Consider the following 25,521-nt stretch of genomic DNA (forward strand, 5'->3'; position numbering starts at 1 on the left):
GCAGTTTTCGAAATCAACTTTATTGAGAATGAGTCTCAGTGAGTGGTTTGATGAAAATGAACTCGATAAAATGGGGAATGTGGCTGGCGCCACTAGGAATAATTGCTGCGGGCGGAGTCGCCGGGGCCCAGTCGGACGGTGAGGCCTCCGGCACGGAGCGGACGGAGGCGCGGCGTTCGATCGTCGATCTCGATCCGGTCCGGGTGGTCGGCGGCGAGGATGAGATCGAGCTGATCCCGGGAGCGGCGGCGTTCATCGACTACGAGGAGATCCGCCTGCACGGCTACGACAACATCGAGCAGGTGGTTCGGCGGGTGCCGGGGGTTTATTTCCGCACCGAAGACGGCTACGGCCTTTTCCCGAACATCAGTCTGCGTGGGGTCGGTTCGATGCGGACCACCAGCGTGACGGTGATGGAGGACGGGGTTCTGTCCGCCCCGGCGCCGTATTCAGCTCCGGCCGCCTATTACACCCCGACCGCAGGGCGGATGCACGGGGTGGAGATGTTGAAGGGCTCCAGCCAGATCAAATACGGCCCCCACACCACCGGCGGGGTGCTCAATTACCTATCGACCCCGGTTCCGGGCGAGCGGTCGGGTTACGTTCGCGCGCTGTATGGCGAGAACAACGAATTCCGTTTCCACGCCTACGCCGGCGACACCGTACAAACCGACCACGGGCGGTTCGGTTTCCTTTTGGAGAATTACTACCGGCAAACCGACGGATTCAAGGAGATCGACAGCATCGGAAACCAGCGCGGTGGCGACACCGGTTTCACCAACTTCGAGCCGATGTTGAAGCTTTTCTGGGAGCCGAACGTCGAGATCCCACAACGTTTGGAGTTCAAGATCGGCTACACCGACCGCAACGCCGACGAAACCTACCTCGGTCTGACCGAGGAGGACTTCAACGCCTCGCCCAACCGCCGGTATGCGTCGACGATGTTCGACCACATCGCGACCGACCAGACCCGCACCTACCTGCGTTACATGGTCGAGCCGACTCCCGACTCCCGGCTCGTGACCACCGCTTATTACAACGAATTCAACCGGGCGTGGTATAAATTGAACGACGTCCGGCTGGCCGGCGATCCATGGCGCAACCTGTCGGAAACCTTGGCCGGGGAGCATGGCGCCGACACCCTGGGTGTCTTGCGGGGCACGCAGGACGGCGAGCTCCGTTTGCGCAACAACAACCGGGCCTATGACTCCTACGGAGTCCAGGCTTCCTTCAGCCACATGGTCCCGATCGGCAACGCCGACCACACGTTCGAGGTCGGCGTGCGGGTCCACCGTGATTCCGAGACCCGTCGCCACCACGACGACGTATACGAGGTCGCCGCCAACCAAAACATCCAACTCGCCACCCCCGGCGCGGTCGGGTTCGCCAAAGTCGACGCCCGCGCGATTGCGGTTTACGTCCAGGACAGCATCGCCTGGGACCGCCTGACCGTTGTTCCGGGCGCCCGTTACGAGCATATCCGTTACAACATCTCGGGAGGCGGCGACACCACCTTGGACGTCTTCGCCCCAGGGATCGGCGCGACCTACGCTTACACCGATCAGGTTAGCTTCTTCGGCGGCGTTTACCGCGGATTCTCCGTTCCGTCTCCCTCGGCCGCGATCAACGACAACATCGGCGAAGAAACCTCGATCGGCTTCGAAACCGGCGTTCGTTACAATAACCGGAACGGATTCCGCGCCGAAGCCGCCTTCTTCTTCACTGACTTCAGCGACTTGGTAGTGCCGAACAACGTGGGCGGGACCGGAACCGGCCAGGCTGAAAACGCCGGGGATGCCCGCGTTTACGGCTTGGAGTTGGGCGTCGCCTACGATCCGGGCATCGCCAACAACTGGGTGATTCGCAACCCGAATCACCTCGCCTTCACCTGGACCGATGCCACCATCCGCAGTGACGCGGCGGCGGGCGGAGCGGGCGGGGCCGCGGTCGAGTCGATCTTCGCCGGCGCCCAAAAGGGGAACCGTTTGCCCTACGTGCCGGAGTATCAAATCTCGGCCGGCACCGGTCTCGAATTTGGACGTTGGGGGGCTTATCTCGACGCCTTCTTTGTCCCGTCTACCTACGCAGACGCGAGCAACACCCGGCAACAGGCGCGGCCCGACGGCACCTTGGACGCCCGTTTCGGCCGGAACGACAGCTACTTCCTGCTCGATCTCAGCGTCCATTACCGGTTCGCCGAGTCCGCGAAGATCTTCGCCGGGGTCCAAAACCTCCTCGACGAGGAATACGTCGCCTCCCGCTTGCCGCACGGCCCCCGCCCGGGCGCGCCGCGCTTCGCGCACATCGGAATGGAAATGACGTTCTAAGCGATGATTCGGCCGCAAGTTGGAGTTCCGAATTTACGCGGTCTTCGCGTCGGGAAAAGACCGGCTGAAGCCGGAACTCCAACCCTCGACTTCGGGATGCACCGGAGCGATTGGTTGGAGTTCCGCATTTATGCGGTCTTTGCGGGGTGGTAGGGCCGTTGCTCGGCACGGAGCCGGGACGGCCCCGCCACTTTGTTGGAACTCCAACGAATCCTCGACAATTTAGGGATGCGACTTAACTGTCTCCAATGGGGGTGAAGACTGAACGCTTCGCCCCCTTTCCGTCCTCTCATGACATTCGTGCGATTGTTTATTTTTCTCTCTTTGATCACCTTCTCCGTCGCCTCGGTTTCCGGGGGCGATCCCGCCGGACCGCGCGAGGCGGTGGCCGAGTGGGTGCGGACGCAACGGATTCTTTCTGAAGAGAAAACCCGTTGGCGTCAGGAAAAGGAAATGCTCGACCAATCGATCGCTCTGCTGGAACGCGAAGCCGCGATGCTGCGGGGCCGGATCGACGAGGCCGCCGCCGACCAGGACGCCCGGGCGGAACGTAAACAGGCGTTGCTCGACGAAAACGAACGTCGGACGGCCGCCGCCGAAGAAGCGGCCGAGTTGGTCGGTGTCCTGGAAGAACAACTACGCTCTCTCCGCCCGGTTTTGCCCGCCCCGCTGCTTCGTTCGGGCGCTCCGTTGTTCGAGCGGCTCGATCAACCGCCCGGAGATCTCGGGCGACGTATGCAGACCGTGCTGGGCATCTTGGGCGAAGTGAACCGCTTTCAGCGAAACGTCACTTTGGCCCGTGAAGAACACCAACTCGACGACGGTACCCGCCGCGAGGTCCGGACGATCTACCTCGGCTTGGCCCGCGCCTACTTCGTCGACGACGACGCCCGAATCGCCGGAACCGGACGTCCGGGAGCCGACGGCTGGGAGTGGAGCCGCGACGACGCCTTGGCTCCGGCGGTGAACCGGACCGCCGCGGTCCTCCAGAACGAACGGGCGCCGGAATTCATCAACCTTCCGCTGGAGGTGGAACGATGAGGTTGCGCCCGATTTTTTCCCTTTCATCGATCATCTTGGCGACCGTATCCATCGGATGGATCGCCGTGGCCCCTGCTTCCGCCGAATCCGGGTTTGAAAGCGCCGCCGATTCGGCCCGGGCGGATTTGCAGGCCGCCCTCGCCGAACTCGCCGCGACCCGGGAAGCGATCGCCGACGAAAAGATTCCGCTGGTGCGGCGGCAACGGGAGTTGGAAGCCGAAGTCGCCGAACTCCGCCGGGAATTCGATACCCGGCAACGTCTCCGGGAGAGCGACCGAACGGAAATCGAGAACCTGCGGACCACTGTCCGGCGCCGGGAAGACCAACACCAATACGCCGCCGGTTTACTCATCGAGTATCTGCGCGAACTCGAAGCCGGGTTGCCGGTCAGCGAACTCGAAACCTTTGCGCCCTTGCTCCGTGAAGCCCGGGCCGCGGCGGACAACGAAGGAAACAACGGTTTTTCCCTGGCCAACGAACTCGACGCGGTCTCCCTTTCGCTGGACCGGATCCGGGACCAGATCGGCGGGCGAAGCTACGGCGGGGAAGCGACCGGACCGGCGGGGACGATCGATTCGGGAACGTTTCTGGAGGTCGGTCCGGTCCTGTTATTCGCCGGGGAAAACTTCGCCGGATTCGCCGAAGAGCGGGTCGGTTCGTTGAAGGCCCGGGTGATCGCCCCGGAACGGGATCATGAAGCCCGGATCCAGGAGTTGGTGTCGACCGGACGGGGAACGTTGCCGTTCGACCCGACCCTCGGGCAAGCCATCCGCCGGGTCGAAGGTCGGGTCGACCTGGTCGAGCGCATCCGCGCGGGCGGGGTGGTGATGTTTCCAATTCTCGGCCTGGCTCTGGCCGCCATGATAATCGCCATCATAAAATGGATACAAATCGCCGGGGTGCAAACCGCGGCGCCGACCCTCTTGCAGGAAGTGCTCGGCCGGTTGGAGCGGGGGAAGCCGGAGGAGGCGGCCCGGTTGGCCTCGGGCGTTCGGGGACCGGTCGGGGAACTGTTGCTTGTGGCGGTTGAAAACGCCGGGGAGCGCCGGGAGATTTTGGAGGAGATCCTCTACGAAAAGATCCTCCGCACCCAACCCCGGCTCGAACGCTACCTTCCGTTTTTGGCGCTGACCGCGGCGGCGGCGCCGTTTCTCGGTCTGCTCGGGACGGTGACCGGGATGATCAACACTTTTTCCCTGATCACCCTCTTCGGCACCGGCGACGCGCGGACCCTTTCGGGCGGGATTTCGGAGGCGTTGATCACCACTCAATTCGGTCTCGGAGTGGCAATCGTCGCGCTCCTGGTCCACGCGCTGCTGGCCCGCAAAGCCAAAGGCGTGATCGCGAATATGGAACAAACCGAAGCAGCGGTTTTGAACGGCCTGTCCGCCGACCGGCAAAAGAATTTAACCACGAATAGACACGAATAGACACGAATGTGAATGATGAGAACACAGCCTGTCAGCAACCTGCCTCCCTCTTTTAGTATTAGTGTTCATTAGTGTCTATTAGTGGTTAAATCCTCTGCTTTTTTGCGATGATCGATTTTCTGATCCATGAGATTTTGCCGACTTGGCGGGACGGGGGGTGGATTTTGATTCCGCTCTTCTTCCTCGCGGTATTCGTTTACGGATTCGGACTGGAGTTGCTGCTCAATCTTAGTCGGAAGCGTTATCTGAAGCTCGACGAAAACCGGTGCCGGGAATGGGTCGCGGATCCGGAGAAATCGGAGGGGGAGGTCGGCGAAATCATTCGTTACGCGAGCGGCGGCGGGTCCAGCATTCGGGAGTTGCAAAGCCGGTTCGCGGAAATCCGGTTGGCGGAGCTGCCCCGGATCGACCGAAGGTTGCTGTTTTTGACGGTGTTGGTCGCGGCCGCTCCGCTGACCGGACTTCTCGGGACGGTGTTCGGAATGCTGTCGACTTTTTCAGGTTTGGCCGACGGGGCCGGACGGGTGATCGAAGGAGTCGCCGCCGGGATTTCGGAGGCGTTGATCACGACTCAAATGGGACTCCTGATCGCGATCCCCGGATACTTTCTGGTCCATGCGATCCAGCGCAAACGAAACCAGTATGAGGCCTTTCTTGCCCGGTTGGAAAGCTTGATCGCCCGCCGGTGCAAGGAGCAAACGAAAGGAGAAATCGTATGAGGCGGGCGCGACGCGGATCGATCGAGAAGGAGACGGCGGAAATCAATCTGTCGCCCTTGATCGACATGATTTTCATCCTCTTGATCTTCTTCATCGTCACCACGGTTTTCGTCGAGGAGACCGGAATCGAGATCGCTAAACCGGAAGCGGCTTCGGCACGGGATTTGGATCAGGAAAGTATCCAAATCGCGGTGACGGCGACCGGACAGATCGTTTACGGCGGACAGGAGATCGGGTTGCAGGGGGTTCGTCCGACCGTCCGCCGACTGGTGCAGCGGGAGCAACTGCCGGTGATCGTTCAAGTCGACGAAAACGCGAACGCCGGGCTGGTGGTCCGGGTGATCGACGAAGCGAAACTCGGCGGGGCCGGAGCCGTGAGCATTTCCGCCGATCTGCCGCGATGAAGACGGTCTATCATCCGCCGGTCTGGGGGCGCCGCTCGTGGCTCGGGTTCCTTCAAGGAGTCGCCCTGGCGACGGCGTTGTTTTTGCTTCTTCCCCTGACCCGGTATTTCGCGAGTCCGGAGCCGGAGCCACCGGAAACCCGGCGGGTCGATACGATCGCTCCGCCGCCGCCACCACCCCCGCCGCCGCCGGAAGAACCCCGGGAGGCGGCGCCGGTCGCCGCCGCGCCGGAACGAATCCCCGAAGCCCCCCGTCCGGAGCCGCCGCCGCTCACGCTCCGGCAGTTGGAAATGGCGCTCGACCTCGACGCCGGAACCGCCGGTCAGGGGGATTTCGCGATGAATTTCGATCTGCGTCCGGGTGGGATCGGGGAGATCGACGTGTTTGAAATCGGCGAGGTCGACCAACCGCCCCGGGCGGTATCGGCGAGGCCGCCGCGATATCCCCGGGAATTGCAACGGGCCGGGATCTCCGGAACGGTTTCGCTGGTTTTCGTCGTCGACCGGGACGGCTCGGTGCGGGACATCCGGGTGGAGCGCTCGGACCACCGGGCTTTCGAAGCTCCGGCGATCGAGGCGGTGCGCAATTGGCGGTTTTTACCCGGAGAACACGACGGGGCACCGGCCCGGGTGTTGGTCCGCCAAACCTTGGAGTTTGAAGTGCAATGAGCCGGCCGCCGCCGGTGCTGGGGTTAGCGTTTTTTTAACCACTAATAATCACTAATAACCACTAATGAGAGAATTGTTGAAGTCGGTTTTTGCACGGATGGCTGGGGTGAATTTCATGATTCCTTCAGTTCGTGTCTATTCGTGTCCATTCGTGGTTTCTGGACTGCGTTTTTTAAGTTTGATGTGGGTCATGGTATTCGGGGTCGCTGCCGTCGCGGCGACGGCGGAGGAATCGGCGACCGCCCGGTTGTGGGAGGACCCCGCTTTCGTAGACCGTTTCACCGCGACCTACGGAGTGCGCGCGGAGTTGGAGCCGAGTGTCACCCGGGATGAACAACGGGTGTTGCGGGAGGTGGCGGCGAGGATGCCCGATTCCCCCGGGGAGGCGATCACGGTTTTGGAAGGGGCGCTCCGTCCGGACTCGAGCGCGGCCCTCGACTTCACCCTCGGCAACCTGCGGTTCCAGCGGGACGATTTCGCGGAAGCGGAACGGCATTATCGGGCGGCGATCCGGAAGTTTCCCGATTTTCTCCGGGCGCACAAGAACCTCGGGTTGGTGTTGGTGCGGGAGGAACGTCCGCGCGAAGCGTTGGAGGCGCTCGGGCGGGCGCTCACGCTCGGGTCGCTCGACGGCGACACCTTCGGCCTGATCGGTTTTTCGCATCTCCGGTTGGAAAACTGGGTTTCGGCGGAGGCGGCCTGCCGTCAGGCCTTGTTGTTCGAACCGGACAACGCGAATTGGCAGATCGGATTGGTCCAGGCCCTCCAAGCCCAGGACCGGCAACGGGAGGCGGGGGCGTTGCTGGCGGAGATGATCAAACGTTGGCCCGAGCGGGGGGAGTTGTGGGTGTATCAAGCGAACGTTTTTCTCGCGGACGACCAGCCGGTCGAAGCGGCGACCAATCTCGAGTTCGCCCGGCGGATGGGAGCTCTTCGAATGGATGGATTGCTGCTGCTGGCCGACATTTACGTCAACCAGGATCTGGCTCCCGTGGCGGTCGCGGCCTTCGAGGAAGCCTTGGCCCGGGAGGGGACGGTGCCGGCCGGCCGGATGATTCGCGCGGCGGAGCGGCTTGGTCAGCGGGGTTTTCTCGAAGAAGCTGGCCGTTTGGCGGATCGGTTGGAGGAACTTCCTGCGGGTGAGATGACTCCCCGGGAAGCGGGCGACTTTTCGCGGTTGCGGGCCCGGTTGGCCTTGGCGGCGGGGGATCGCGATTCGGCTGCCGATTGGTTGCGGGAAGCGCTGGAGATCAACCCGTTGGACGGCGACAGTCTGTTGGTGCTGGCGGAAATCGTGGGCCGGGAGGATTTGGAACGGGCGGAGGTTCTGCTGGAGCAGGCGGCGCGCCTGCCGGAGATCGCCGGTCAAGCCCTGCGTCAGCACGGACAGTTGTTGGTGGGGGCGGGACGTTATGCGGAAGCGCTGCCGTTGTTGCGCGAAGCGGAGAGCATCCGTACCCACCCGGCGTTGCGTCAATACATCGACCGCGTCGAGCGCCTGGCGGAAGAGGGGAGGGAATTATGAATCATGAATGGATGGGTTGCGGGAGCAAAAAAAAGCGGATGCCCGTTAAGGCATCCGCGAAAACGAGTATTTGACTCGGCGTTCGGTTTACGCGTCGTCTCTTTTCTTGTCACCGCAGGAGCGGCTGCAACCATTGCCGGCTACTTCGAACTGGGTGACGCCGGTGAGACCGGTGCCGCCATCCTTGTCGTCGCCCTTCTTGCCCGAGCAGGCCGGGTTGCAGGCGAGAGCAACAGATGCGGAAGAGGCGAAAGCGATGACTGCGAAGATTGTGGTGATTTTCTTGATCATAGCCTTCAAGATAAGGTCCGGGGCGGGGGAAATGCAAGTCGAAAAAAATCGGGGTGGGCGGGGGAAGTTCGGGGAGCCGACCGCCGGATCGCAACCAATGCGGACCGCGCCGCCCCGCCACTCTATTGCGCCGTCCCTGGGATGAATGAGCGGCGCGCTTCAGCCGCCGTCGTTTTAAAGCCGGAGTTTGCTGACGATCCCTATGGGCGACGGCCTTCGGCTAAAGTACGAAGTTCCCGCTTGGATCGGTGATCGGCGGGACTGGCGGCCGGGTGGAATCCGTACAAAAAAACAGGTTTCCGATGCAGATCAGCGGTGTTTCGTCGTCCTCTGACCCCTACTCATTTCAGATCTACGTTGATCGGCGCGATTCTGAAACGGTTGCGGAAACCTTAGAGTCACTATCGCCCGCTTCCCGTGAAATGCAATTGGCGGAAGCCTTTTTTTTGAAAAAGACGAAAGCGCGGAAAAGAGAATTCGATTCTCACCGACAGCCTTTCAAGAATCCGCGGTGGGATCACTTCATTGAGCTTTTTATTGACCCTAGGAAAGGACTTATGAAACAGTAACTTCCCTTAAAATTACTCCCTGTTAAGGAGGCTTTGATCGGCACTCTGACTGGGCACCTCCTGATTTTTCACAGACACGAATGACCAAGACTGCAATCACCACCAACCTCCGCGTAATGAGCTGTAACATCCGCTATTTTGGCGCCGGGGAGCGAGACGGAGAGAACGCTTGGAAAAACCGCCGGGATCTGACCGCGCGGGTGATTCGCATGAGGGATCCGGACTTGATTGGATTCCAGGAGATGTGGCAACCGCAGTTCGATTTCATGAACGATGCATTGCCAGGCTATGACTGGTTCGGCCTCTCCGATACTGTTGAATTCAACCGTCCCATGAACACCATTTTCTGGAAGCGGGACCGCTTCCAAATGGTTTCTCCCGGCGGCTTTTTCCTCTCGGAGACCCCCACTTTGACGGGTTCCAAATCGTGGGACGCCTTAAATAGTCGCCTGGCCAATTGGGTTCGTTTGACTGACACGCGGACCGGGAAGGAATTTCGTCTGATCAATACCCACCTCGACCACGTAGGAACGGAGGCCCGTCCCCGGCAGGCGGCATTGATCAACCAGGAAGCAGCGGTATGGCCGGTATCTTTGCCGCAAATTCTGACAGGTGACATGAACTGCGTCCGCGAAAGTCCAGCCATTCGCGCCTTCCTGGAAGCGGGATGGACGGACACCCACGCGGCCGTTCACGGAGCGGGCGAAGACCCTGTGACCTTCCATGGATTCCAAGGCCCCGAGCATGGCCCCAAGCGGAAAATCGACTGGGTATTCTCCCGCGGCCCTTTGCGGCCGGTCGGCGCCGAGGTTGTCACCGACGCTGAGCCCCCGCTCTTTCCCAGCGACCACTACTTCCTCTGTGTGGACTTTACCCTCTGAGGTTTGATCCTTCATGGATCATAGAACAGTTCCCAAATAGGTTACCCGCTGTCGGTCGACCGATCAGGGCAGTGCCGGGCGGAGGACTTTCAGGGCGGGGCCACATAAATGCGGAACTCCAACCTTGGGAGGTGGTAGCGATTTGGCCTGTTCGGGGGGAGCCCGGGCGCGGGAGTGGTGTTTTCCCGATGGCGGGCGGGCGGTGGCTAGGGTATCTTTTTGAAAAAAACAAACGTCGCGGTCTTCCGCCCGCCGGGCGGATCCGACGGCGATCAAACCTTCAGGTAATAATTATGAAAAACGTGTTAAAATATTTACGCCCGGCAGCTGTTTCGGGGCTCCTTGTAGTTTTCCTCGCCGGTTGCGCCGCTCCGGAGCATCGCCGGACGACCGGAGAGTATTTGGATGATCAGACGGTTAATGCCCGGGTGAAGTCGTCTCTATTGGGCGATGATGTGGTTCCCGGCATGGCGGTCAGTACGACGACGTTCGACGGAGTGGTTCAATTGAGCGGATTTGTGGACAGCGAAGAAGAACGGAGCCGCGCCGAAGAGGTGGCTCGCGGAGTCGAGGGAGTGCAGGAGGTAATCAACAACATCGAAGTCAAGGCCCGCGCCGAGACCGAGTATGGGGAACCGGGCGACCGCCGCGAGGAGGACCGGGAAGCGAGGGAACCTGCCCGCGACGAGGGAATTGAATATCGGGAGCCGACCTATCGGGACCAGGCGGATGGTCGTCCTGAACAGACTCACGATACCGGAGCCGACGGCCGCGGAACCTTCGAGGAGGAGCGTCCCGCCCATCCGGTCGAACCGGAATCCCAACCCCGCGCGCAGGACGCTCAACCGGAGTTCTGATCCGATTACGGATTCGTCAGTCGGCGACAACTTTGTCGACGTGTTGAGTGTCCGGATACGGAACTTCACGGCGAACGACGTTCTCGCGAATCACTTTAGCCCGGCACCGCTTCCGCAAGCGGTCCGGGCTTTTTGTTTAAACGTAGGGTACCCGTTTTCCCGTCGGAAATCTCTCCTTTGGTAACAGCTTGGCAACCGTTTGGTTGCGGGAATGTCAAATCTTCGTTTCAGCCCTGAATTCGCTTTGACACCTGTTTGGTTGCGGCGGATGGGTGGAACGATGAAGGAGACGAATGCAGGTCGGCGGGTGACGATTTCCAAGCCGTCGAGGCGGGACTTCGCCGCTTTGGTCGGACTTCTGCTCGGAGTCGTCGCTCTCGCCGTCTCCGGCGCGGAAGGAGGATCAGCTCCCGTGGCGTATTGGAATTTTGACGACAATTTCGCGGCGACAATCGGGGCGCCTGGTTACGATGGGGTTCCGGTGAACGGCGCGCGAATCGATTCGGCGCGGTCCCGTTTCGGGGGAGGGGCGTTGAGGTTGTCCCGCGGACAGCAGCAGTGGGTTTCCGTTCCCGATTCCCCGTTTGGGCAAGGCTCCCACTCGTATTCATTATGGTACTACCTTGAGGTGGATGTGATTTCGGGTAGTGACCGGTATTTTGTTATCGAGGCCTCTGATGGCACCAACTGGCCGGTTTCGTTCGGACTGAGGGCGACAGACGGTCGACCGGTCGGAAATCTCTTCACTCACGACGACGCGGCGTCCGGGGTGACCCCGCAAACCTCTTTCCCGGCGGGCTCGCACCGGATTTGGCGGAATGTGATTGTGACCTACGACCATGAGTCGCTTCGGTTGAAGGCGTATCTCGATGGCGAGGCGATCGCGGTCCTGCCCCTGCGCGAAGGCGCCGCTGAATTATCCCCTTCATCGTTTCTCGTGATCGGCGGGCACCGGGATGGGGTCGGTCGAAACTGGGAAGGGTGGATCGATGAGGTCGCGGTGTGGGACCGGGTGCTGAGTTTTCCGGAGATTCGTTTGCTCCAGGAAGTCCGGCCCGATCTCTTGCATCATTACACCCACGCCGGATACGCCGAGTGGGCGCGGGCGTTTGGGGTGGCTCAGGAACTGCGGACGCCGCGGGCGGATGCGAGCGGTGATGGAGTGGCGAATCTGCTGAAGTATGCCGCCGGAGTCGACATCTTCGACACCGGTCGGCTCGGTCTGCCGCGGCTGGAGGTCGATGGGGATGTGTTCGTGACCCTCCCCATTGGAAGCGAGACGGAACGAGTGAACTACGAGTTCGAGGCCAGTTTCAACCTGCGAGACTGGTTTCCGGCGCGCGTGACTTTGATCGAGGAAAGCGAAGGAGAACGACGCTTTCGCATCACGACGCCGTCCGCTTCTCCCGGAGGATTCTAAGCAGGCGTTAAAAACCATAGGAGAAAACCAACTCAAATATCCGAATGAATGAAAACAACCAGAAAATTAACCGTCGTCTCTTTCTTAAGAAAACCGGAGCGCTCGGTCTCGGCATGATTGTTTCAACGGCGGTGACAGCGGGGCCCGACCGATTCTTTGTTCGGACCCGGGTGAAATTGCCGGCTCAGAATCCGAACCCAGAGCCGATTTCGTTCGGTTTGATCGCGGACACCCATTTCGGGGACCTCGACGACACCAGCCGGCCCCGGTTCTTTCGCTCCTCGTTGGCTAACACCGCGGAGGCCGTCGGGCATTTCAATCAGCAGGATCTCAGTTTTATGGTCCATTTGGGGGACGTCGTTCAGGAGAGCAAGAACCGGGCGACCACGATGGGTTGGTTGCGGGAAATGGATGAAGTTGTCGCCGGGTTTGACGGACCGATCCATTACGTCATGGGGAATCACGATCTGGGGGATCTCAGCAAAGCCGATTTTCTGGCGGCCACGTCCGGCACGTTCAAGGCCCCGTATTATTACTTTGACCGAAGCGGATACCGGTTCGTTGTGTTGGATCCGAATTTCACGCGGGAAGGGATCCCCTACAATCGAGGCAATTTCAGCTGGACCGATTCCGCCGTCCCGCCCTCCCAAATCGCGTGGTTGGAGAAGGCCTTGGAGGGAGCGAAAGGCGCCGGGATGCCCGTCATTGTGTTTTCCCATCAATGCTTCGACGAAGTTTCGTCCGATCACACCATCGCGAACGCGGCGGAACTGCGGGAGTTGTTCGAACGGATGGGTAATGTGATCGCGGTCTTCTACGGGCACCGCCACGCCGGGGGATATTACAGGATCAACGATATCCATTACGTCGGAGTGGTTGCTACGGTGAATGGACCCGATGTCGCCGGGGTGGTTGTTCGGATTCCCGGGACCGGATTTCTCGAAGTCGAAGGATTTGGCGCCCGTCAGCCCTCTTGGGCGAACCTGGCACTTCCGGCAGGCTGATTTCGATTCCAACTACGACAAAATGAGAAATCGGAAAATCGTATTCAACACCTGGATTCTTATGGCGATGGCACTTGTTTTCTTTGGAGGGTGTCGGCCGGACGGCGCCAAAGTTGTCTGGGAATTCGGGGCGGGAGATGTTGTGAGCACCTCGCCGGCGATCGGGGCCGACGGAACCATCTATTTCGGTTCGGAGGACTTTCACTTGTATGCCGTGGATCCCTCGGGAGAGTTGAAATGGGCGTTTCAGACCGGTTCGATCATTCGCTCGTCGCCCGTCGTGGGGAAGGGGGGGCAGATCTTCTTCGGATCCGCCGACGGCAATGTTTATGCCGTCTCCCCGGACGGGCGGGAATTGTGGCGGCATCGAACTTTGGGGGAGGTTTTAGGGTCTCCCGTTTTGGGAAGGGACGGATCGCTTTTTGTCGGATGTTCGGCGGGGACTTTTAGTCGGATTTCCCAAGAGGGCGAACTGCAGTGGGTCCTGCAACTGGACGGACAAATCACGCTGGGGGCCGCGGCGACGGAAGCCGGAGTCCTTTTGGTCGGAACCCGGCGAGGAACGCTGTTCGCAATCGGACCGGAGGGAGGCGTCCGTTGGCGCCATGAGGCGGGAGACGCGATCAGTGTGGTCCCGGCAACAGGGGTTTGGGGGGAAATCTACGTAGGGACCGAAGGCGGGGAGTTTTTGGCTTTGGATTCGCAGGGGAATTTGAAGTGGATGGTGGAAGTGGGTGAACCGGTTCGCGGCTCGCCGGTCGTGGGCCCGGATGGCTCGGTTTACTTTTCGGCGGACGACCAATATCTCTACGCTTATACCCCGGAAGGATTTGAGCGGTGGCGTTTTGGTTTGGGGACGAATGTCCGCACCGCGCCGGCGGTGACTTCCGACGGTCGTGTGCTCGTGGGTGGATGGAACGGAGTTTTCTGGGAGATATCCAGTCTCGGAGCCGGTCGCCAACTCTTCCGCGCCGGATACGAATTCGAATCGTCGCCAGTGTTGGATGGAAACGGCCTCATGTATGTGGGGAATGGGGATTACCGGGTGCGGGCGGTCCGTTTAGCCAACACCGCTGTCCGCTTCTGAGCTCCGCGAGAAGATTTACGGAACCGTTACTTCGCCCGCATTCATTCGTCACAAAGGACGGTTAGAGTGGAATCAACCTTAGGGCTGAAATTCCGACTCAAATGCATCGAATAAAGAAAGGTTATTATCGTATGAAACTGTTCCAATCTATCGCCGCCTCCCTCGGTATCGTGACCCTGCTTTTGGGGACGTCCGCTACCGCAGGGGCAAACCTTCCGCAAGTGCCGGACGTGCCGGGACTGACGCTTCATTTGGACGCCAGCGACACCGGCTCGATCTCATTGGTCGATGGCCGGGTGGTCGAGTGGCGGGCCAGCAATAACGCAAATATCGTTTTCACCCCGGCGGAAAACCATGGGGCGGAAGGCGATTATGCTCCGTATTGGATATCCGGTGACAACAATCAAGAACGTCCGGTGAACGGTCGTCCGGTCGTCCGGTTCGATGGATCCTCGTCGTTGACCAGCAACTCTCCCGATGCGTTGGCCATGACCAATAACATTGCCGGTCTGACCTTTTTCGGCGTCGGTTGGAACACGGGTGGAGGTGCCCAGGTGTTTCTTCGCATCCGAGGTGGATCGGGAGTGGTTCGGGTCTTTTTCTACCGTGCGACCAACGATCACCGAGTGGGTGGCCGCCGGTTGGACCAGGACACGAACCAGACTCTTTCCAGTCCCAGCGGAACCCGGCTCTATGAGCAATGGGGGATCGATTCGGCGATCGTCGATTACGCTAATGCGAACGCTTTTATGCATCTTCATGGCGAGCAGATCGCCGCGACCAGTTCATGGCAGACGCCGGGTTTGGTTAGTCCGACCAACGCGATGGAGATGAGCGTGGGGTCCGACAACCGGACCCCGGACCGTGACCAACTTTGGGATGGCGACATCGCCGAGATCCTCTTTTTCGACCGGGTTCTTTCGCCCGAAGAGTTTCACGCGGTCGGTGGATATCTCGCCGAAAAATATGGTTTGCCATGGCCTGAGCCGGAACAGGAAAAAATCCAACTCTCGGTTCACGGTCCCGCCAGGCAACTGAGCTTCGATACCGTCGAAGACCGCGAGTATGTGATCTACCGTCGCGAAGGAGAGGACGCCTGGAAGAGGATAACCGAAGAACCTTTTCCGGGAATGGGAGGGACGATGGCCATGCCGGTTCCGGTCTCCGGATCGGAGCAAGCGCTCCGGGTGGTCGAATGGACCCACGAGCAATTAAACGGTGGCACGCCGGCGGCACTACCGGAAATCGAAGGACTCCGGTTGCATTTGGATGCCGCGAGGGCCGACACCTTGTCGCTCGATGGTATCCATGTCGTCGAGTGGCGTAACGCGGTCGATTCCTCGATGGTATTCGGCCAGACGGACAGTGACCGCCGTCCGATTTATTTGGGTGGAATGGTGAATGGGCAACCGACGTTGATTTTCGAAGGGGGCCGTTTCCTCGAATCAACTTCACCTTCCGCCCTCGGTTTGACGAATGATATCGGGGCACTGACCTTTTTCGGGGTCGGTTGGAACCAAGGGAGCGGCGCTCAGAATTTCATGCGGATCAGTCAAGGTGGATCGGCCTCCGTGACCGCGGCGCGGGCGATGTTCTATCGGGCGAGCAACGACCACCGGGCGATCGGGGGACCGGTCGACGGAGGTGCCAGCCAGACCTTGATCGGCGGGCCACGTTCCACCCAGCAATGGGGAATCGATTCGGCGGTCCTTGATTTCGCCGGAGCGGAGGGCTTCCTCTTCATCAATGGCAGGGAAGCGGCGGCGAATTTGAGTTTTCTGGAGCCGGGCCGGACCAGTCCGACTGATTCGCATCGCTTTCGCATCGCGGCGAACACCGCCAACACCCCCGACCAATTGTGGAACGGGGACATCACCGAAATGCTGTTGTTCGACCGCGCCCTTTCGCGGGAAGAGCAGAACGCGGTCGGAAGGTATTTGTCCGGCAAATACGGGATTCCGTATCGGGTGACCACCGAGCAGGAGATCGCCTTCGTGATCGAGGAAGGGGTGGAGCTCGAATTCACCACCGAGCTGGCGAACCAGTATCAAGTCGAGGCGACCGGCGACCTGAGGCTACCGTGGACGTCCCTCGGTGACGTCATCGAGGGAATCGGGGTCAATGAACGCGTATTCGTTCCATTTGACGGAAGCGACGCCGGATTCTTCCGGGTCCGCCGGGTCAATTGAGGAAGAGCGGACGCTTTCCAATCATCGTAGCCATTATGAACATGCACCAACGCTTAGTGAAAATCAAAACAGCGGAAGTCGTCCGCTCGTTTCCCGAACCGAGGAAACGTCGGGGGTTCACGCTCATCGAACTGTTGGCGGTCATTGCCATCATCGGCATTCTCGCGGCGATCCTTATTCCGGTTCTGGACCGGGTTCGTGAGCAGGGGAGGAGAGCGGTTTGCGCCAGCAATATCCGGGCCCAGTTGATGGGGATGCTTCTTTTCGGCGAGGAAAACGCCGGGCGGACTCCGCCGCCCCGTTTCGCCGGAGCCTTTCCCGGATATTGGTGGATCACCGCGACCGGAGATGATAATGCTCCGGACTCCTTGTATCCCGATTATGTGGATACGGTTGACATCTTCACTTGTCCGAGTACTCGCAATGTGGTTCGGCTCGACTTGATCAATGCGGGAATCCGCCGCGACCTTCAGGCCAACGCCCGTGGGGGGCGGGAGGACGACCGGGGTGGGCACAGTTACGAATACTTCGGGACTTACACCCAGGGGGAGTTGAACGGAATGGCGAAAGCTCCTGATACGATTCCGGAGCATTTGCTGTCGCAGACGGTCCTGGTTCTCGATGCGGATGACGGGCCGATGTATAACAACTGTCCGGAGCCGGAGAACAACCACGGGGCGGATGGTTGGAATTGGGGTTTTGCCGATGGAAGCGTGCGATGGGTCAGCCGAGCGGAGACCAACGACTACCTGCGCCGCTCGTTCCAGCATAGTCCCCGCTGCCCGTAACCGATGGTCATGCGTGCGATTTTCAAGTCTCTGTGCGTTGTGTTGGGCTGGGGGATGATTGTCTCCCCCGGTCCAGTGCGCGGGGAAACGAATGCTGTGTTGATCGTGGTGCTGGACGGACTTCGGCCGGATTATGTGACGCCGGAGTTGATGCCGAACCTCGTGGCATTGGGCGAGCGGGGAGGCGTGGGAACCCGGCATCATGCGGTCTATCCGACGGTGACGCGGGTCAACGCACCCTCGATTGTGACCGGTGCGACCCCAGGGAGGCATGGTCTCCTGCACAACACCGTTTATCTGCCGGAGTTCATCGCGGATCCATTCAGCAGCGGAAGCGTCGCGACTTTGCAACGGGTGGAGGAGGGGTCCGGCGGTAGACTCTTCACCTCTCCGGTGCTCGGTGAGATCCTGACGGACGAAGGAAAGAAGATCTGGGTGGCCGGTTCGTGCGGCGCCGGCACCGCGTTTCTGCTCAACCATCGGGTGGCGGGACATGGCCTTGTCAGCGCCCGCGGGTTCGCCCTTCCGGCGGAAATGGATGAAACGGTCCGAATGCGCCTCGGCGGTTATCCGGACGGTGGCGAGGAAATTCCGCTTCGAACCCGTAATCGGTGGGCGGTCGATGCGGTGTTGAAGATCGGTCTCGACGAATTGATGCCGGATTTGACGCTGCTCTGGATTTCCGATCCCGACCACACCACCCACAAGATGGGAGTCGGTCACCCTTTGACCCTGGAGGCCGTTCGCCATGTCGACGAGGAACTGGGGCGTTTGTTGATGGGTATCCGGGAACGGGACCTCGAAGATCGTATTAATATCTTCGTGACAACCGATCATGGTTTCTCGACCTTGACCCATGCGCTCGATCCGGCGGCAGCCGTGGCTGCGGCGGGCGTCGATCCCGCGCGCTACCGGGTGGTGCCCGATCGTGGGAAAGTCTATGTCGAAGGGAACGATCCGGAAATCATCCGGACCATCGTCCGGACTTTGCAAAAAGACCCGGCGGTGGGAGCGATATTCACCCGGGGCCGGCATTCGGGTGATATTTATGGACAGGTGCCGGGGACTTTATCCCTGGCCAGTGTCGATTACGATCACGAGCGGGCCCCCGACATCCTTTTCGATGCCGCCTGGAGCGACCATGTCAACGAATACGGATTTGCCGGTCACACCTCGCAAACGCGTTATCCGGCCAACCACGGAACCACCAGTCCGTTTGACCTGCATATCAAACTCATCGGGGCCGGGCCGGACATCAAGACGGGGGTCGTCAGCGACGTTCCGACCGGCAACATCGACCTCGCTCCGACGGTCTGCCGCCTTCTAGGAATTTCGATACCCGCCTCAATGGAGGGACGGGCGTTGGAGGAGTGGCTCGTGGGAGGCCCGTCGCCGGAGAGTGTGACGGTGCGGGAAAAGGTTTTCGAAACCCACACCCGGCTGGAGGATTCGAGCGCGGATTATGCAGTCCGAGTGGTTCGGATGATCGTCGGCGAAACCAGTTATTTGCACTTAACCGAGACTTCGCGCGAAGAGCGTTAATTTAAAACGGATTCATTATGATCAATGTAAATTCAAGAACGTATACCCTTCCGGAGAAACCGGTGGTTTTCATCTGCCTTGACGGGACATCGCCCGAGTATTTAGCGGCGGCTCGAGACGTGATGCCGAATCTGGAGCGCATCCGAACCGAAGGAGAGGCGGGCGTCGCCCAATCGGTGATCCCATCCTTCACCAATCCCAACAACCTGGCGCTGGTAACCGGTGTTCCGCCATCGGTGAACGGAATCTGCGGCAACTTCTATTTTGACCGGGACCGCGAGGAGGAGGTGATGATGAATGATCCGCGGTTCCTGCGCTGCCAAACTGTGCTGGCGGTAATGAGCCAGATTGGCAAATCGGTCGCGGTGATCACGGCCAAGGAGAAGCTCCGGAAATTGCTCGGCAAAGATCTGAAAGGAATCTGCTTTTCCGTCGAGCGGGCGCATGAAGTGACGGAGGACGAGAATGGTCTTTCGGATGTAGTGGAATCGTTGGGACGAGTGAACCCCGGAGTTTACCATCCGGAATGCAGTGTTTACTGCCTTGAAGCCGGACATTGGCTCTTGCGGGAGCGCCGTCCGGATTTTCTCTACCTGAGCACCACGGATTTCGTGCAACACAAATACGAGCCGGATTCGCTGGAAGCCCGCTCGTTTTACCAGAGCCTCGATCACTTCATCGGATTGATCGATCAGGAAGACGTGATCCTCGGAATCACGGCGGACCATGGAATGAACGGGAAGACACGGGCGGACGGACCCCCCCAGGTTCGGTTTCTTGAAAGCATTCTGACGGAGAACGGCGTGTCCGACGCGCGGGTGATTCTACCGATCACCGATCCCTACGTCGTTCACCATGGTGCGCTTGGGTCATTTGCCACAATCTATTTGAAGAAAGATTCGGTGGAGACGGCGCTGCGGATTTTGCGGGCGGTGGACGGAGTGGAAGAAGTCCTGACGCGGCGCGAAGCCGTTGAACGGTTCGCGTTGCCCGGCGACCGGATCGGCGACCTGGTGGTGCTCGGCGATCGCGGAACGGTGCTTGGCCGGACCCCCGAGTGGCATGATTTAAGTTCGGTGGAGCAAGGCTTGCGCTCCCATGGGGGACTGCATGAGCGGGAGGTTCCGTTGATTGTGAATCGCAAGCTGAGGGCGGATTACCGGCAAAAGCTCCTGTCGGGAACGGCCAATAATTACGACCTCCTCGATCTCCTTTGCAATGGAGTGATCGCTTATGAATACAGCCATTGATATTTCGGAATTCGGCACGATCGTCGGCGGTGCCGAAGAAACGACTGGGGAATGGGTCGAGGTATTCAACCCGTATGACCGGGGCCTTGTCGGGAGGGTGGCGGCGGCCACACCGGAGCAGGTGGACCGCATCATTAGCGAGATGCGTGGAGCAAAGGTTCGCCTGGCCCGGCATGAGCGGGCGCGGATCTTGAATCGAATCGCCGACCGACTTCTGGACACTTCCGATGAGACGAGTCGCTTGATCACCGCCGAATCGGGCCTCTGCCTTCGTGACACCCGGTATGAAGTCACCCGCGCGGTCGACGTGCTTCGTTTTTCGGCGATGCGGGCGCTGGACGATGATTCCGAAGTCTATCCCTGCGATGTATCCGCGAACGGCCGGTCGAGGAGGATTTACACGATGCGCGAGCCGCTGGATCTGATCGTCGCGATCACCCCGTTCAACCACCCCCTCAATCAGGTGGTGCATAAATTGGCCCCTGCGATCGCGACCAACAATAAAGTGATATTGAAACCATCGAGGCGGACGCCGTTGTCGGCCTATCGTTTCGCGCAAATCTGTTTTGAATGCGGCCTTCCTCCGGAGATGCTGGGGGTGGTTTGCGGGGACGACGACATCGTGGCGGACGCATTGGTCAGGAGTCCGCTGGTCGACCTCGTCACCTTCACCGGCGGCAGCGCCATCGGCAGGCGGATCGCCGAACGGGCCGGTTACAAACGCGTGGTATTGGAATTGGGCGGGAGTTCGCCGCTATTGGTTCTGGAGGACGCCGATCTCGATGAAGCGGTGGAAATCACCGTCGCCGGAACCTTCAAGAACAGCGGTCAACGATGTTCCGCCATTCGCCGGATTCTGGTTCACGATAAGATCGCGGACGATTTTGCCGTTCGATTGACGGAGCGGGCGGGGGCGATTCTTTGGGGGAATCCGGCGGATCCGATCTGCGGGATGGGGACGGTCATCACTGAAGAATACGCGGCATTGATCGAGACCCGGGTGTCGAAGGCGATCGAGCGCGGCGCGGAATTGTTGACGGGGCACGAACGGAGGGGCGCGCTCTATGCTCCGACCGTCCTCGACCGGGTTTTGAATGACGACGAGTTGGTCTCGTCGGAAACCTTTGGGCCGGTCGCCCCAATCCTGCGGTTTCATTCCCTGGACGAAGCGATCGCCTTGGCCAACGCCACGGAATACGGACTGACCGCCGGGGTGGTGAGCAACCATTGGCCATCGATCCAGAGAGTGATCTCGGAGCTTCAAGCGGGAGCGGTCAATGTGAACATCGAGCCGAGTTATCGATTGGAGTGGTCGCCCTTCGGTGGCTTCAAGAGTTCGGGCCTCGGGGAAAAAGAAGGAGTGGTCGAGGCGATGAAAGGAATGACTCGAATCAAAACGTATTCGCTTCCATGGGACAGGCCATGACGGGTGCTTCGGTTGAAGTAGTTGCGGGAACGAAGTTCCCAAAGGTGGTGGCTGAAGAGGGAGCTTTGGGCAAGCTTGGGACGTTGCTGGACCGCCTCGAAGTCCGCCGCCCCTTCCTGGTGGTCGACCAGCAGGCGTTTGTGGTTTCGGGGGCCGAGTCGGTTGTTCAGGCGGCCCTGGCGGGACGGGAAGCCGGGTGGTTTTCGGCGTTTGAATTAAACCCTAAGTTGGAGGATGTGCGGGCTGGCGTGACTTGTTTTCGCCGACATCAACCGGATGCGGTAATCGCAATCGGGGGAGGGTCGGCGCTCGATATGGGGAAACTGGTAACTTATTGCGGAACGCAGGTCGAAGATCCGTTGAACCAAATTCGCGGAGGCGCTAAGCCGGGTCGGGCGGTTTCGCCTCTGATCGCCGTACCGACGACGGCCGGCACCGGGAGCGAAGCGACTCATTTCGCGGTGGTCTACGTGGACGGAAAGAAGTCTTCCTTCGCCGATCCGGGACTCCTACCGTCCTGGGTATTCCTGGACGCCCGGTTGACCGCCAAGCTCCCGCCATCAATCACCGCCGCTTCGGGACTCGACGCGCTTTGCCAGTCAATTGAATCAATCTGGGCAACGGGTGCGACGGAGGCCTCGCTGGGGTTCGCCCGGGAGGGATGCCGTCTCGCATGGAATCATCTGGAGGAGGCCGTCCGAAATGGCGAGCGTGAGAACCGGATGGCAATGATGCGGGCGGCGCATCTTTCCGGCCAAGCGATCAACATCAGCAAGACCACCGCACCCCACGCGGTTTCCTACGCGATCACGACCCGGTATGGAGTGCCGCATGGCTTTGCCGTGGCACTGACGGTGGGAGCGTTTCTTCGGTTCAATGCGGAAATCGACCGATCTTCCTGCAATCATCCGGATGGACCGCAGACCGTTCGACAACGAATCGCCGAGGTTGTCCGGATCCTGGGAGGAGGGGGAGTCGACCAGGTTTGTGATCGTATCCAAGAGTTCCTTCAGGATATCGGTGCGCCGGTGCGGTTGCGGGATGTGGGCGTGGCCAGAACGGACCTTTTCCCGCTGGTCGACGAAGTCAATTTGGAGCGACTCTCAAACAACCCACGAAAAGTGACGGGGGCCCAACTTCGGAGGCTGCTTGAGTCGGTTTGGTGAAGCGCCGCTGGAATTTACCGGATTGTAACGCGTTTGCCCGCGAGCTGTGACATTTCTTTTGTATTTTGGAAGCATGGGATTTAGACGCACGATTCGAAAAAGCTTTCGGGTGTTCACCGGCCTGCTTCTCCTCGCAGGTGCGGTGGGATTGATTTCCACGGCGGCGGCGCAGGAACGGAGGGATGGAAGTCGGCAACTCCCGTTGCGAGTGATGTTGATTCCGGCCGATGGGGGAACGGAGGACGGAACGTTGGCGGATTTTCGCGCGTTGTTTCAAGCGATCACCCAGACGACCGGACTCCATTTCGACCTGCGGGTGGGACAGAGTTATGGGGCGGTCGTGGAAGGCATGAGCAACAACCTCGCCGAAATCGCTTTTCTCGGTCCGGTCACTTTTCTTCAGGCGAAAGCCAGAGGAGGGGCGGAATTGCTGGCCGTCGCGGTGGAGGGAGGCGAGTCGGTCTATTATTCGGGAATCTTCGTTCCGGCTGACTCGGAGATCCGGGACATCGAGGACTTACGAGGGAAAAGAATTGCCTTCGGCGACATCAACTCGACCTCTTCGTTCATTTATCCCGTTTCGATGTTGATGGAAGCCGGACTCGATCCGGCGAGAGATTTGGGCACCATCCGGTTGACCGGTAATCATGCCAACGCGATCGCCGCGCTGGTTCAAGGTCAAGTCGATGCCGCGTGCCTGGCCTTCGATTCTTTCGAGCGGGCGGTGCGGGTGGGGACGATTCGCGCTCAGGATGTTCGACTGCTGGCCCGGAGCCATCCAATTCCGTATCCGCCGCTCGCGATGCATCCGGCCCTGCCGGAGGCGCTGAAGGAAAAGCTGCGCGAAGCGATTCACCATGTTCACACTACTCCGGGTCTGCGACCGGAGATGCTTCGAGGATATGCGCAGAAGCAGGTGGATCGATATGACGCCCGATTCTCCGAACGAGCGTTTATAGAAGCGTTGCGTCCCACCATGATTGTGACCGACGAAATCCGGACGGAAATTTTGAGAAAGGCGAGCGCCCGATGAGTACGACGAAGAAGCAGGGAGCAGGAGTTGAGTTCATTAACGTCTCCAAACGTTATCCGGACGGCACTTACGGATTGCGGGAGGTTTCGCTGGAAGTGGAACCGGGGCAGTTCTGTGTTTTCCTCGGGCGGTCGGGCGCCGGGAAGTCGACGTTGTTGCGATTGATCAACGGCCTGATTTTGCCGAGCGACGGCGAGGTGGTGGTCGACGGGATTCCGCTGAATGCGCGGACCCTCCGGAAGGTACAACCCCGCATCGCGATGATTCACCAGCATTTCAATCTGGTGCCGCGAATGACGGTCTTGCAGAACGTGTTGGCGGGCGCCCTTCACCGAATTTCGACCATCCGCGCGCTTTTTTACTCGTTTCCCAAGGAATTGCGACGGAAAGCCTGCCACCTGCTGGCACGGGTCAATTTGACCGAAGATCATCTCTACCGGCGGGCGTCCCAGTTGTCCGGCGGGCAGCAGCAACGGGTCGGAATCGCCCGGGCTTTTATTCTCGATCCCGAGGTGGTTCTGGCCGACGAACCGGTGGCGAGTCTCGACCCCCGGATCAGCCGGGACATCCTGCAATTGCTCCGGGACGCCGCCAGGGAGAGCGGAGCCACCGTCCTTTGCAGCCTCCATCAGGTCGAGTTGGCGCGGGAGTTTGCCGACCGGGTGATCGCGATGCGCGACGGGGAGGTGGTGTTCGACGGTCCTCCGGCAAGCCTCGATGACAAGATGGTTGCCCGCATTTACGACAACCGGCAGGAAATGGTGACCCGAAGGTCCGGCGTCCGTTCTCCGAAAAACGAATACACCCTCGAAGTATGATTGAACAACCTCCACGCCATGAAGCGGAGGTCCGGTCCGGGCCAAATCCGTCGCAACGTTCCTCCGCCGATTGGGAGCTTCGCCCCCCTTTCGGGTGGAAAACAGTGTTATTCGCCTTGGTGGCCATGATGCTTTTGGTTTACACCGGACGGACCACCGAAATGGATCGCATGGCGGTGTTGCTCGGGGAATGGGCGGCAAGTCTGGTTGGCATTAAGGAAGAGTCGCAGGTGGGTCGAGGAGTCGACCGAGTGGTCAAAGATATGTTTCCGATTCAGTTGCGGGAGGAGACGAGCGTCGGTCGAATTGAAAACTTCGACCGGAATCAAGTCCGATGGCCGTCGCGAGTCGAGACCCGCGAGGAAACCGACTACCGGTTGAATCCGACTACCTTTGAAATGGAAGCCGTGGCGCGGGAGCGGGAGGTGCTCATTCAACCTTTCGGTTATCTTGGTATCGTTCTGGGCAAGATGGTCGGAACGCTGGAGATTGCTTTGTGGGGAACGATCATCGCGGTGATTTGCAGTATACCGCTGGCCTTTTATGGGGCGCGCAATTATTCCCGTTACCGGGCGGTATATTTCGCCTCGCGCAGCACGGTCGGCTTTCTTCGGGCGATTCCGGAACTGATCAGTGCTTTATTTCTGGTCCTTGCCTTCGGGTTCGGTCCGATCGCCGGGATCCTTGCGCTCGGACTTCACTCGGCCGGATTCCTCGGGAAATTTTACGCGGAGGATATTGAAAACGCGGATACGGGTCCGCAGGAAGCTCTTCGCTGTCTTGGGCTCAACCGGGTGAAGGTCTTATGGTATGCGGTTCTTCCTCAAGTGTTGCCGCAATATGTGGCTTACACCCTTTACATCCTCGATCGAAATGTGCGGATGGCGACCGTGATCGGTATCGTGGGCGCCGGCGGGATCGGTCAGGAATTAAAAGGTCGGTATGAAATGTTCAACTACAGCCATGTCGGCACGATTCTCGTGGTCCTGTTCTTGACCGTGATGATCCTCGACCAGTTGTCGGCCCGTCTCCGCCGCGGTTTGATTGCCTGACGGAATCGAAAAAGGTCTTTCGTTTCATTGGACT

The 25,521-nt window shown here is 59.9% G+C and carries 22 protein-coding genes; 21 read left to right on the plus strand and 1 reads right to left on the minus strand.

Annotated features, from left to right (window positions below):
* The first annotated feature begins 56 nt into the window (after positions 1 to 56).
* From ACWUI2_RS07165 to ACWUI2_RS07195, 7 genes are all read left to right on the plus strand, one after another.
* Entirely contained in the window at positions 57 to 2,327 is a 2,271-nt protein-coding gene (locus ACWUI2_RS07165; RefSeq protein ID WP_486982172.1) for a TonB-dependent receptor family protein, read from the plus strand.
* A 324-nt stretch (positions 2,328 to 2,651) separates the two neighbouring features.
* Positions 2,652 to 3,368: a DUF3450 family protein gene (locus ACWUI2_RS07170; protein WP_486982173.1), complete on the plus strand. Its 717-nt coding sequence runs from the start codon at positions 2,652 to 2,654 to the stop codon at positions 3,366 to 3,368.
* Positions 3,365 to 4,798, plus strand: a complete 1,434-nt coding sequence (locus tag ACWUI2_RS07175) for a MotA/TolQ/ExbB proton channel family protein (RefSeq protein WP_486982174.1) — start codon at positions 3,365 to 3,367, stop codon at positions 4,796 to 4,798. Before ACWUI2_RS07170 ends, ACWUI2_RS07175 begins: the two co-directional genes overlap by 4 nt.
* A gap of 107 nt (positions 4,799 to 4,905) precedes the next feature.
* Positions 4,906 to 5,517 (plus strand): MotA/TolQ/ExbB proton channel family protein, encoded by a 612-nt coding sequence (locus ACWUI2_RS07180; protein ID WP_486982175.1) that lies wholly within the window; start codon positions 4,906 to 4,908, stop codon positions 5,515 to 5,517.
* Positions 5,514 to 5,921, plus strand: coding sequence for an ExbD/TolR family protein (locus ACWUI2_RS07185; RefSeq protein ID WP_486982176.1), 408 nt, complete (start codon positions 5,514 to 5,516; stop codon positions 5,919 to 5,921). Before ACWUI2_RS07180 ends, ACWUI2_RS07185 begins: the two co-directional genes overlap by 4 nt.
* Complete coding sequence (locus ACWUI2_RS07190; protein WP_486982177.1) at positions 5,918 to 6,589, plus strand: energy transducer TonB; 672 nt, start codon at positions 5,918 to 5,920, stop codon at positions 6,587 to 6,589. The genes ACWUI2_RS07185 and ACWUI2_RS07190 overlap by 4 nt, the downstream gene beginning before the upstream one ends.
* Positions 6,590 to 6,770: 181 nt before the next feature.
* Positions 6,771 to 8,114: a tetratricopeptide repeat protein gene (locus ACWUI2_RS07195; RefSeq protein WP_486982178.1), complete on the plus strand. Its 1,344-nt coding sequence runs from the start codon at positions 6,771 to 6,773 to the stop codon at positions 8,112 to 8,114.
* Between the two features lie 87 nt (positions 8,115 to 8,201).
* Here the strand turns inward: ACWUI2_RS07195 and ACWUI2_RS07200 are convergent, their stop codons facing one another.
* Positions 8,202 to 8,405: a hypothetical protein gene (locus tag ACWUI2_RS07200; RefSeq protein WP_486982179.1), complete on the minus strand. Its 204-nt coding sequence runs from the start codon at positions 8,403 to 8,405 to the stop codon at positions 8,202 to 8,204.
* Positions 8,406 to 9,054: 649 nt separating this feature from the next.
* Between ACWUI2_RS07200 and ACWUI2_RS07205 the strand changes: the two genes are divergently transcribed.
* The 14 genes from ACWUI2_RS07205 (at position 9,055) to phnE (ending at position 25,487) form a co-directional block, all read left to right on the plus strand.
* Entirely contained in the window at positions 9,055 to 9,855 is an 801-nt protein-coding gene (locus ACWUI2_RS07205) for an endonuclease/exonuclease/phosphatase family protein (RefSeq protein WP_486982180.1), read from the plus strand.
* A 293-nt stretch (positions 9,856 to 10,148) separates the two neighbouring features.
* Positions 10,149 to 10,712, plus strand: coding sequence for a BON domain-containing protein (locus ACWUI2_RS07210; protein ID WP_486982181.1), 564 nt, complete (start codon positions 10,149 to 10,151; stop codon positions 10,710 to 10,712).
* 280 nt (positions 10,713 to 10,992) lie between these two features.
* Complete coding sequence (locus ACWUI2_RS07215) at positions 10,993 to 12,132, plus strand: LamG domain-containing protein (protein ID WP_486982182.1); 1,140 nt, start codon at positions 10,993 to 10,995, stop codon at positions 12,130 to 12,132.
* 44 nt (positions 12,133 to 12,176) lie between these two features.
* Complete coding sequence (locus tag ACWUI2_RS07220; protein WP_486982183.1) at positions 12,177 to 13,136, plus strand: metallophosphoesterase; 960 nt, start codon at positions 12,177 to 12,179, stop codon at positions 13,134 to 13,136.
* 22 nt (positions 13,137 to 13,158) lie between these two features.
* Positions 13,159 to 14,223 (plus strand): outer membrane protein assembly factor BamB family protein, encoded by a 1,065-nt coding sequence (locus tag ACWUI2_RS07225; RefSeq protein WP_486982184.1) that lies wholly within the window; start codon positions 13,159 to 13,161, stop codon positions 14,221 to 14,223.
* Between the two features lie 131 nt (positions 14,224 to 14,354).
* A complete protein-coding gene (locus ACWUI2_RS07230) occupies positions 14,355 to 16,412 on the plus strand; it encodes a hypothetical protein (RefSeq protein ID WP_486982185.1) in 2,058 nt (685 codons plus the stop codon).
* A 41-nt stretch (positions 16,413 to 16,453) separates the two neighbouring features.
* Positions 16,454 to 17,200, plus strand: a complete 747-nt coding sequence (locus ACWUI2_RS07235) for a type II secretion system protein (RefSeq protein WP_486982186.1) — start codon at positions 16,454 to 16,456, stop codon at positions 17,198 to 17,200.
* Between the two features lie 9 nt (positions 17,201 to 17,209).
* Positions 17,210 to 18,742: an alkaline phosphatase family protein gene (locus ACWUI2_RS07240; protein ID WP_486982187.1), complete on the plus strand. Its 1,533-nt coding sequence runs from the start codon at positions 17,210 to 17,212 to the stop codon at positions 18,740 to 18,742.
* Between the two features lie 17 nt (positions 18,743 to 18,759).
* Entirely contained in the window at positions 18,760 to 19,992 is a 1,233-nt protein-coding gene (phnA, locus tag ACWUI2_RS07245; protein WP_486982188.1) for a phosphonoacetate hydrolase, read from the plus strand.
* The gene (locus tag ACWUI2_RS07250; protein WP_486982189.1) at positions 19,976 to 21,418 is read left to right on the plus strand and encodes an aldehyde dehydrogenase family protein; all 1,443 of its coding nucleotides are present in this window, start codon (positions 19,976 to 19,978) and stop codon (positions 21,416 to 21,418) included. The genes phnA and ACWUI2_RS07250 overlap by 17 nt, the downstream gene beginning before the upstream one ends.
* The gene (locus tag ACWUI2_RS07255) at positions 21,403 to 22,584 is read left to right on the plus strand and encodes a phosphonoacetaldehyde reductase (protein ID WP_486982190.1); all 1,182 of its coding nucleotides are present in this window, start codon (positions 21,403 to 21,405) and stop codon (positions 22,582 to 22,584) included. The genes ACWUI2_RS07250 and ACWUI2_RS07255 overlap by 16 nt, the downstream gene beginning before the upstream one ends.
* A gap of 73 nt (positions 22,585 to 22,657) precedes the next feature.
* Positions 22,658 to 23,617 carry a phosphate/phosphite/phosphonate ABC transporter substrate-binding protein gene (locus ACWUI2_RS07260; RefSeq protein ID WP_486982191.1) on the plus strand — a complete coding sequence of 320 codons (960 nt, stop codon included), beginning with the start codon at positions 22,658 to 22,660 and terminating at the stop codon, positions 23,615 to 23,617.
* Positions 23,614 to 24,435, plus strand: a complete 822-nt coding sequence (gene phnC / locus ACWUI2_RS07265) for a phosphonate ABC transporter ATP-binding protein (RefSeq protein ID WP_486982192.1) — start codon at positions 23,614 to 23,616, stop codon at positions 24,433 to 24,435. Before ACWUI2_RS07260 ends, phnC begins: the two co-directional genes overlap by 4 nt.
* Complete coding sequence (gene phnE / locus ACWUI2_RS07270; RefSeq protein WP_486982193.1) at positions 24,432 to 25,487, plus strand: phosphonate ABC transporter, permease protein PhnE; 1,056 nt, start codon at positions 24,432 to 24,434, stop codon at positions 25,485 to 25,487. The genes phnC and phnE overlap by 4 nt, the downstream gene beginning before the upstream one ends.
* The last annotated feature ends 34 nt before the right edge of the window (positions 25,488 to 25,521 follow it).

Source organism: Verruconatronum alginivorum, from assembly GCF_056590205.1.

What these genes read in the sequence shown, in the direction of transcription:
- ACWUI2_RS07165 (WP_486982172.1), top strand. Translation starts at nt 57, where the DNA reads ATGAACTCGATAAAATGGGGAATGTGGCTGGCGCCACTAGGAATAATT.
- ACWUI2_RS07175 (WP_486982174.1), top strand. Translation starts at nt 3,365, where the DNA reads ATGAGGTTGCGCCCGATTTTTTCCCTTTCATCGATCATCTTGGCGACC.
- ACWUI2_RS07180 (WP_486982175.1), top strand. Translation starts at nt 4,906, where the DNA reads ATGATCGATTTTCTGATCCATGAGATTTTGCCGACTTGGCGGGACGGG.
- ACWUI2_RS07185 (WP_486982176.1), top strand. Translation starts at nt 5,514, where the DNA reads ATGAGGCGGGCGCGACGCGGATCGATCGAGAAGGAGACGGCGGAAATC.
- ACWUI2_RS07190 (WP_486982177.1), top strand. Translation starts at nt 5,918, where the DNA reads ATGAAGACGGTCTATCATCCGCCGGTCTGGGGGCGCCGCTCGTGGCTC.
- ACWUI2_RS07195 (WP_486982178.1), top strand. Translation starts at nt 6,771, where the DNA reads ATGTGGGTCATGGTATTCGGGGTCGCTGCCGTCGCGGCGACGGCGGAG.
- ACWUI2_RS07200 (WP_486982179.1), bottom strand. Translation starts at nt 8,405, where the DNA reads ATGATCAAGAAAATCACCACAATCTTCGCAGTCATCGCTTTCGCCTCT.
- ACWUI2_RS07205 (WP_486982180.1), top strand. Translation starts at nt 9,055, where the DNA reads ATGACCAAGACTGCAATCACCACCAACCTCCGCGTAATGAGCTGTAAC.
- ACWUI2_RS07210 (WP_486982181.1), top strand. Translation starts at nt 10,149, where the DNA reads ATGAAAAACGTGTTAAAATATTTACGCCCGGCAGCTGTTTCGGGGCTC.
- ACWUI2_RS07215 (WP_486982182.1), top strand. Translation starts at nt 10,993, where the DNA reads ATGAAGGAGACGAATGCAGGTCGGCGGGTGACGATTTCCAAGCCGTCG.
- ACWUI2_RS07220 (WP_486982183.1), top strand. Translation starts at nt 12,177, where the DNA reads ATGAATGAAAACAACCAGAAAATTAACCGTCGTCTCTTTCTTAAGAAA.
- ACWUI2_RS07225 (WP_486982184.1), top strand. Translation starts at nt 13,159, where the DNA reads ATGAGAAATCGGAAAATCGTATTCAACACCTGGATTCTTATGGCGATG.
- ACWUI2_RS07230 (WP_486982185.1), top strand. Translation starts at nt 14,355, where the DNA reads ATGAAACTGTTCCAATCTATCGCCGCCTCCCTCGGTATCGTGACCCTG.
- ACWUI2_RS07235 (WP_486982186.1), top strand. Translation starts at nt 16,454, where the DNA reads ATGCACCAACGCTTAGTGAAAATCAAAACAGCGGAAGTCGTCCGCTCG.
- ACWUI2_RS07240 (WP_486982187.1), top strand. Translation starts at nt 17,210, where the DNA reads ATGCGTGCGATTTTCAAGTCTCTGTGCGTTGTGTTGGGCTGGGGGATG.
- phnA (WP_486982188.1), top strand. Translation starts at nt 18,760, where the DNA reads ATGATCAATGTAAATTCAAGAACGTATACCCTTCCGGAGAAACCGGTG.
- ACWUI2_RS07250 (WP_486982189.1), top strand. Translation starts at nt 19,976, where the DNA reads ATGAATACAGCCATTGATATTTCGGAATTCGGCACGATCGTCGGCGGT.
- ACWUI2_RS07255 (WP_486982190.1), top strand. Translation starts at nt 21,403, where the DNA reads ATGGGACAGGCCATGACGGGTGCTTCGGTTGAAGTAGTTGCGGGAACG.
- ACWUI2_RS07260 (WP_486982191.1), top strand. Translation starts at nt 22,658, where the DNA reads ATGGGATTTAGACGCACGATTCGAAAAAGCTTTCGGGTGTTCACCGGC.
- phnC (WP_486982192.1), top strand. Translation starts at nt 23,614, where the DNA reads ATGAGTACGACGAAGAAGCAGGGAGCAGGAGTTGAGTTCATTAACGTC.
- phnE (WP_486982193.1), top strand. Translation starts at nt 24,432, where the DNA reads ATGATTGAACAACCTCCACGCCATGAAGCGGAGGTCCGGTCCGGGCCA.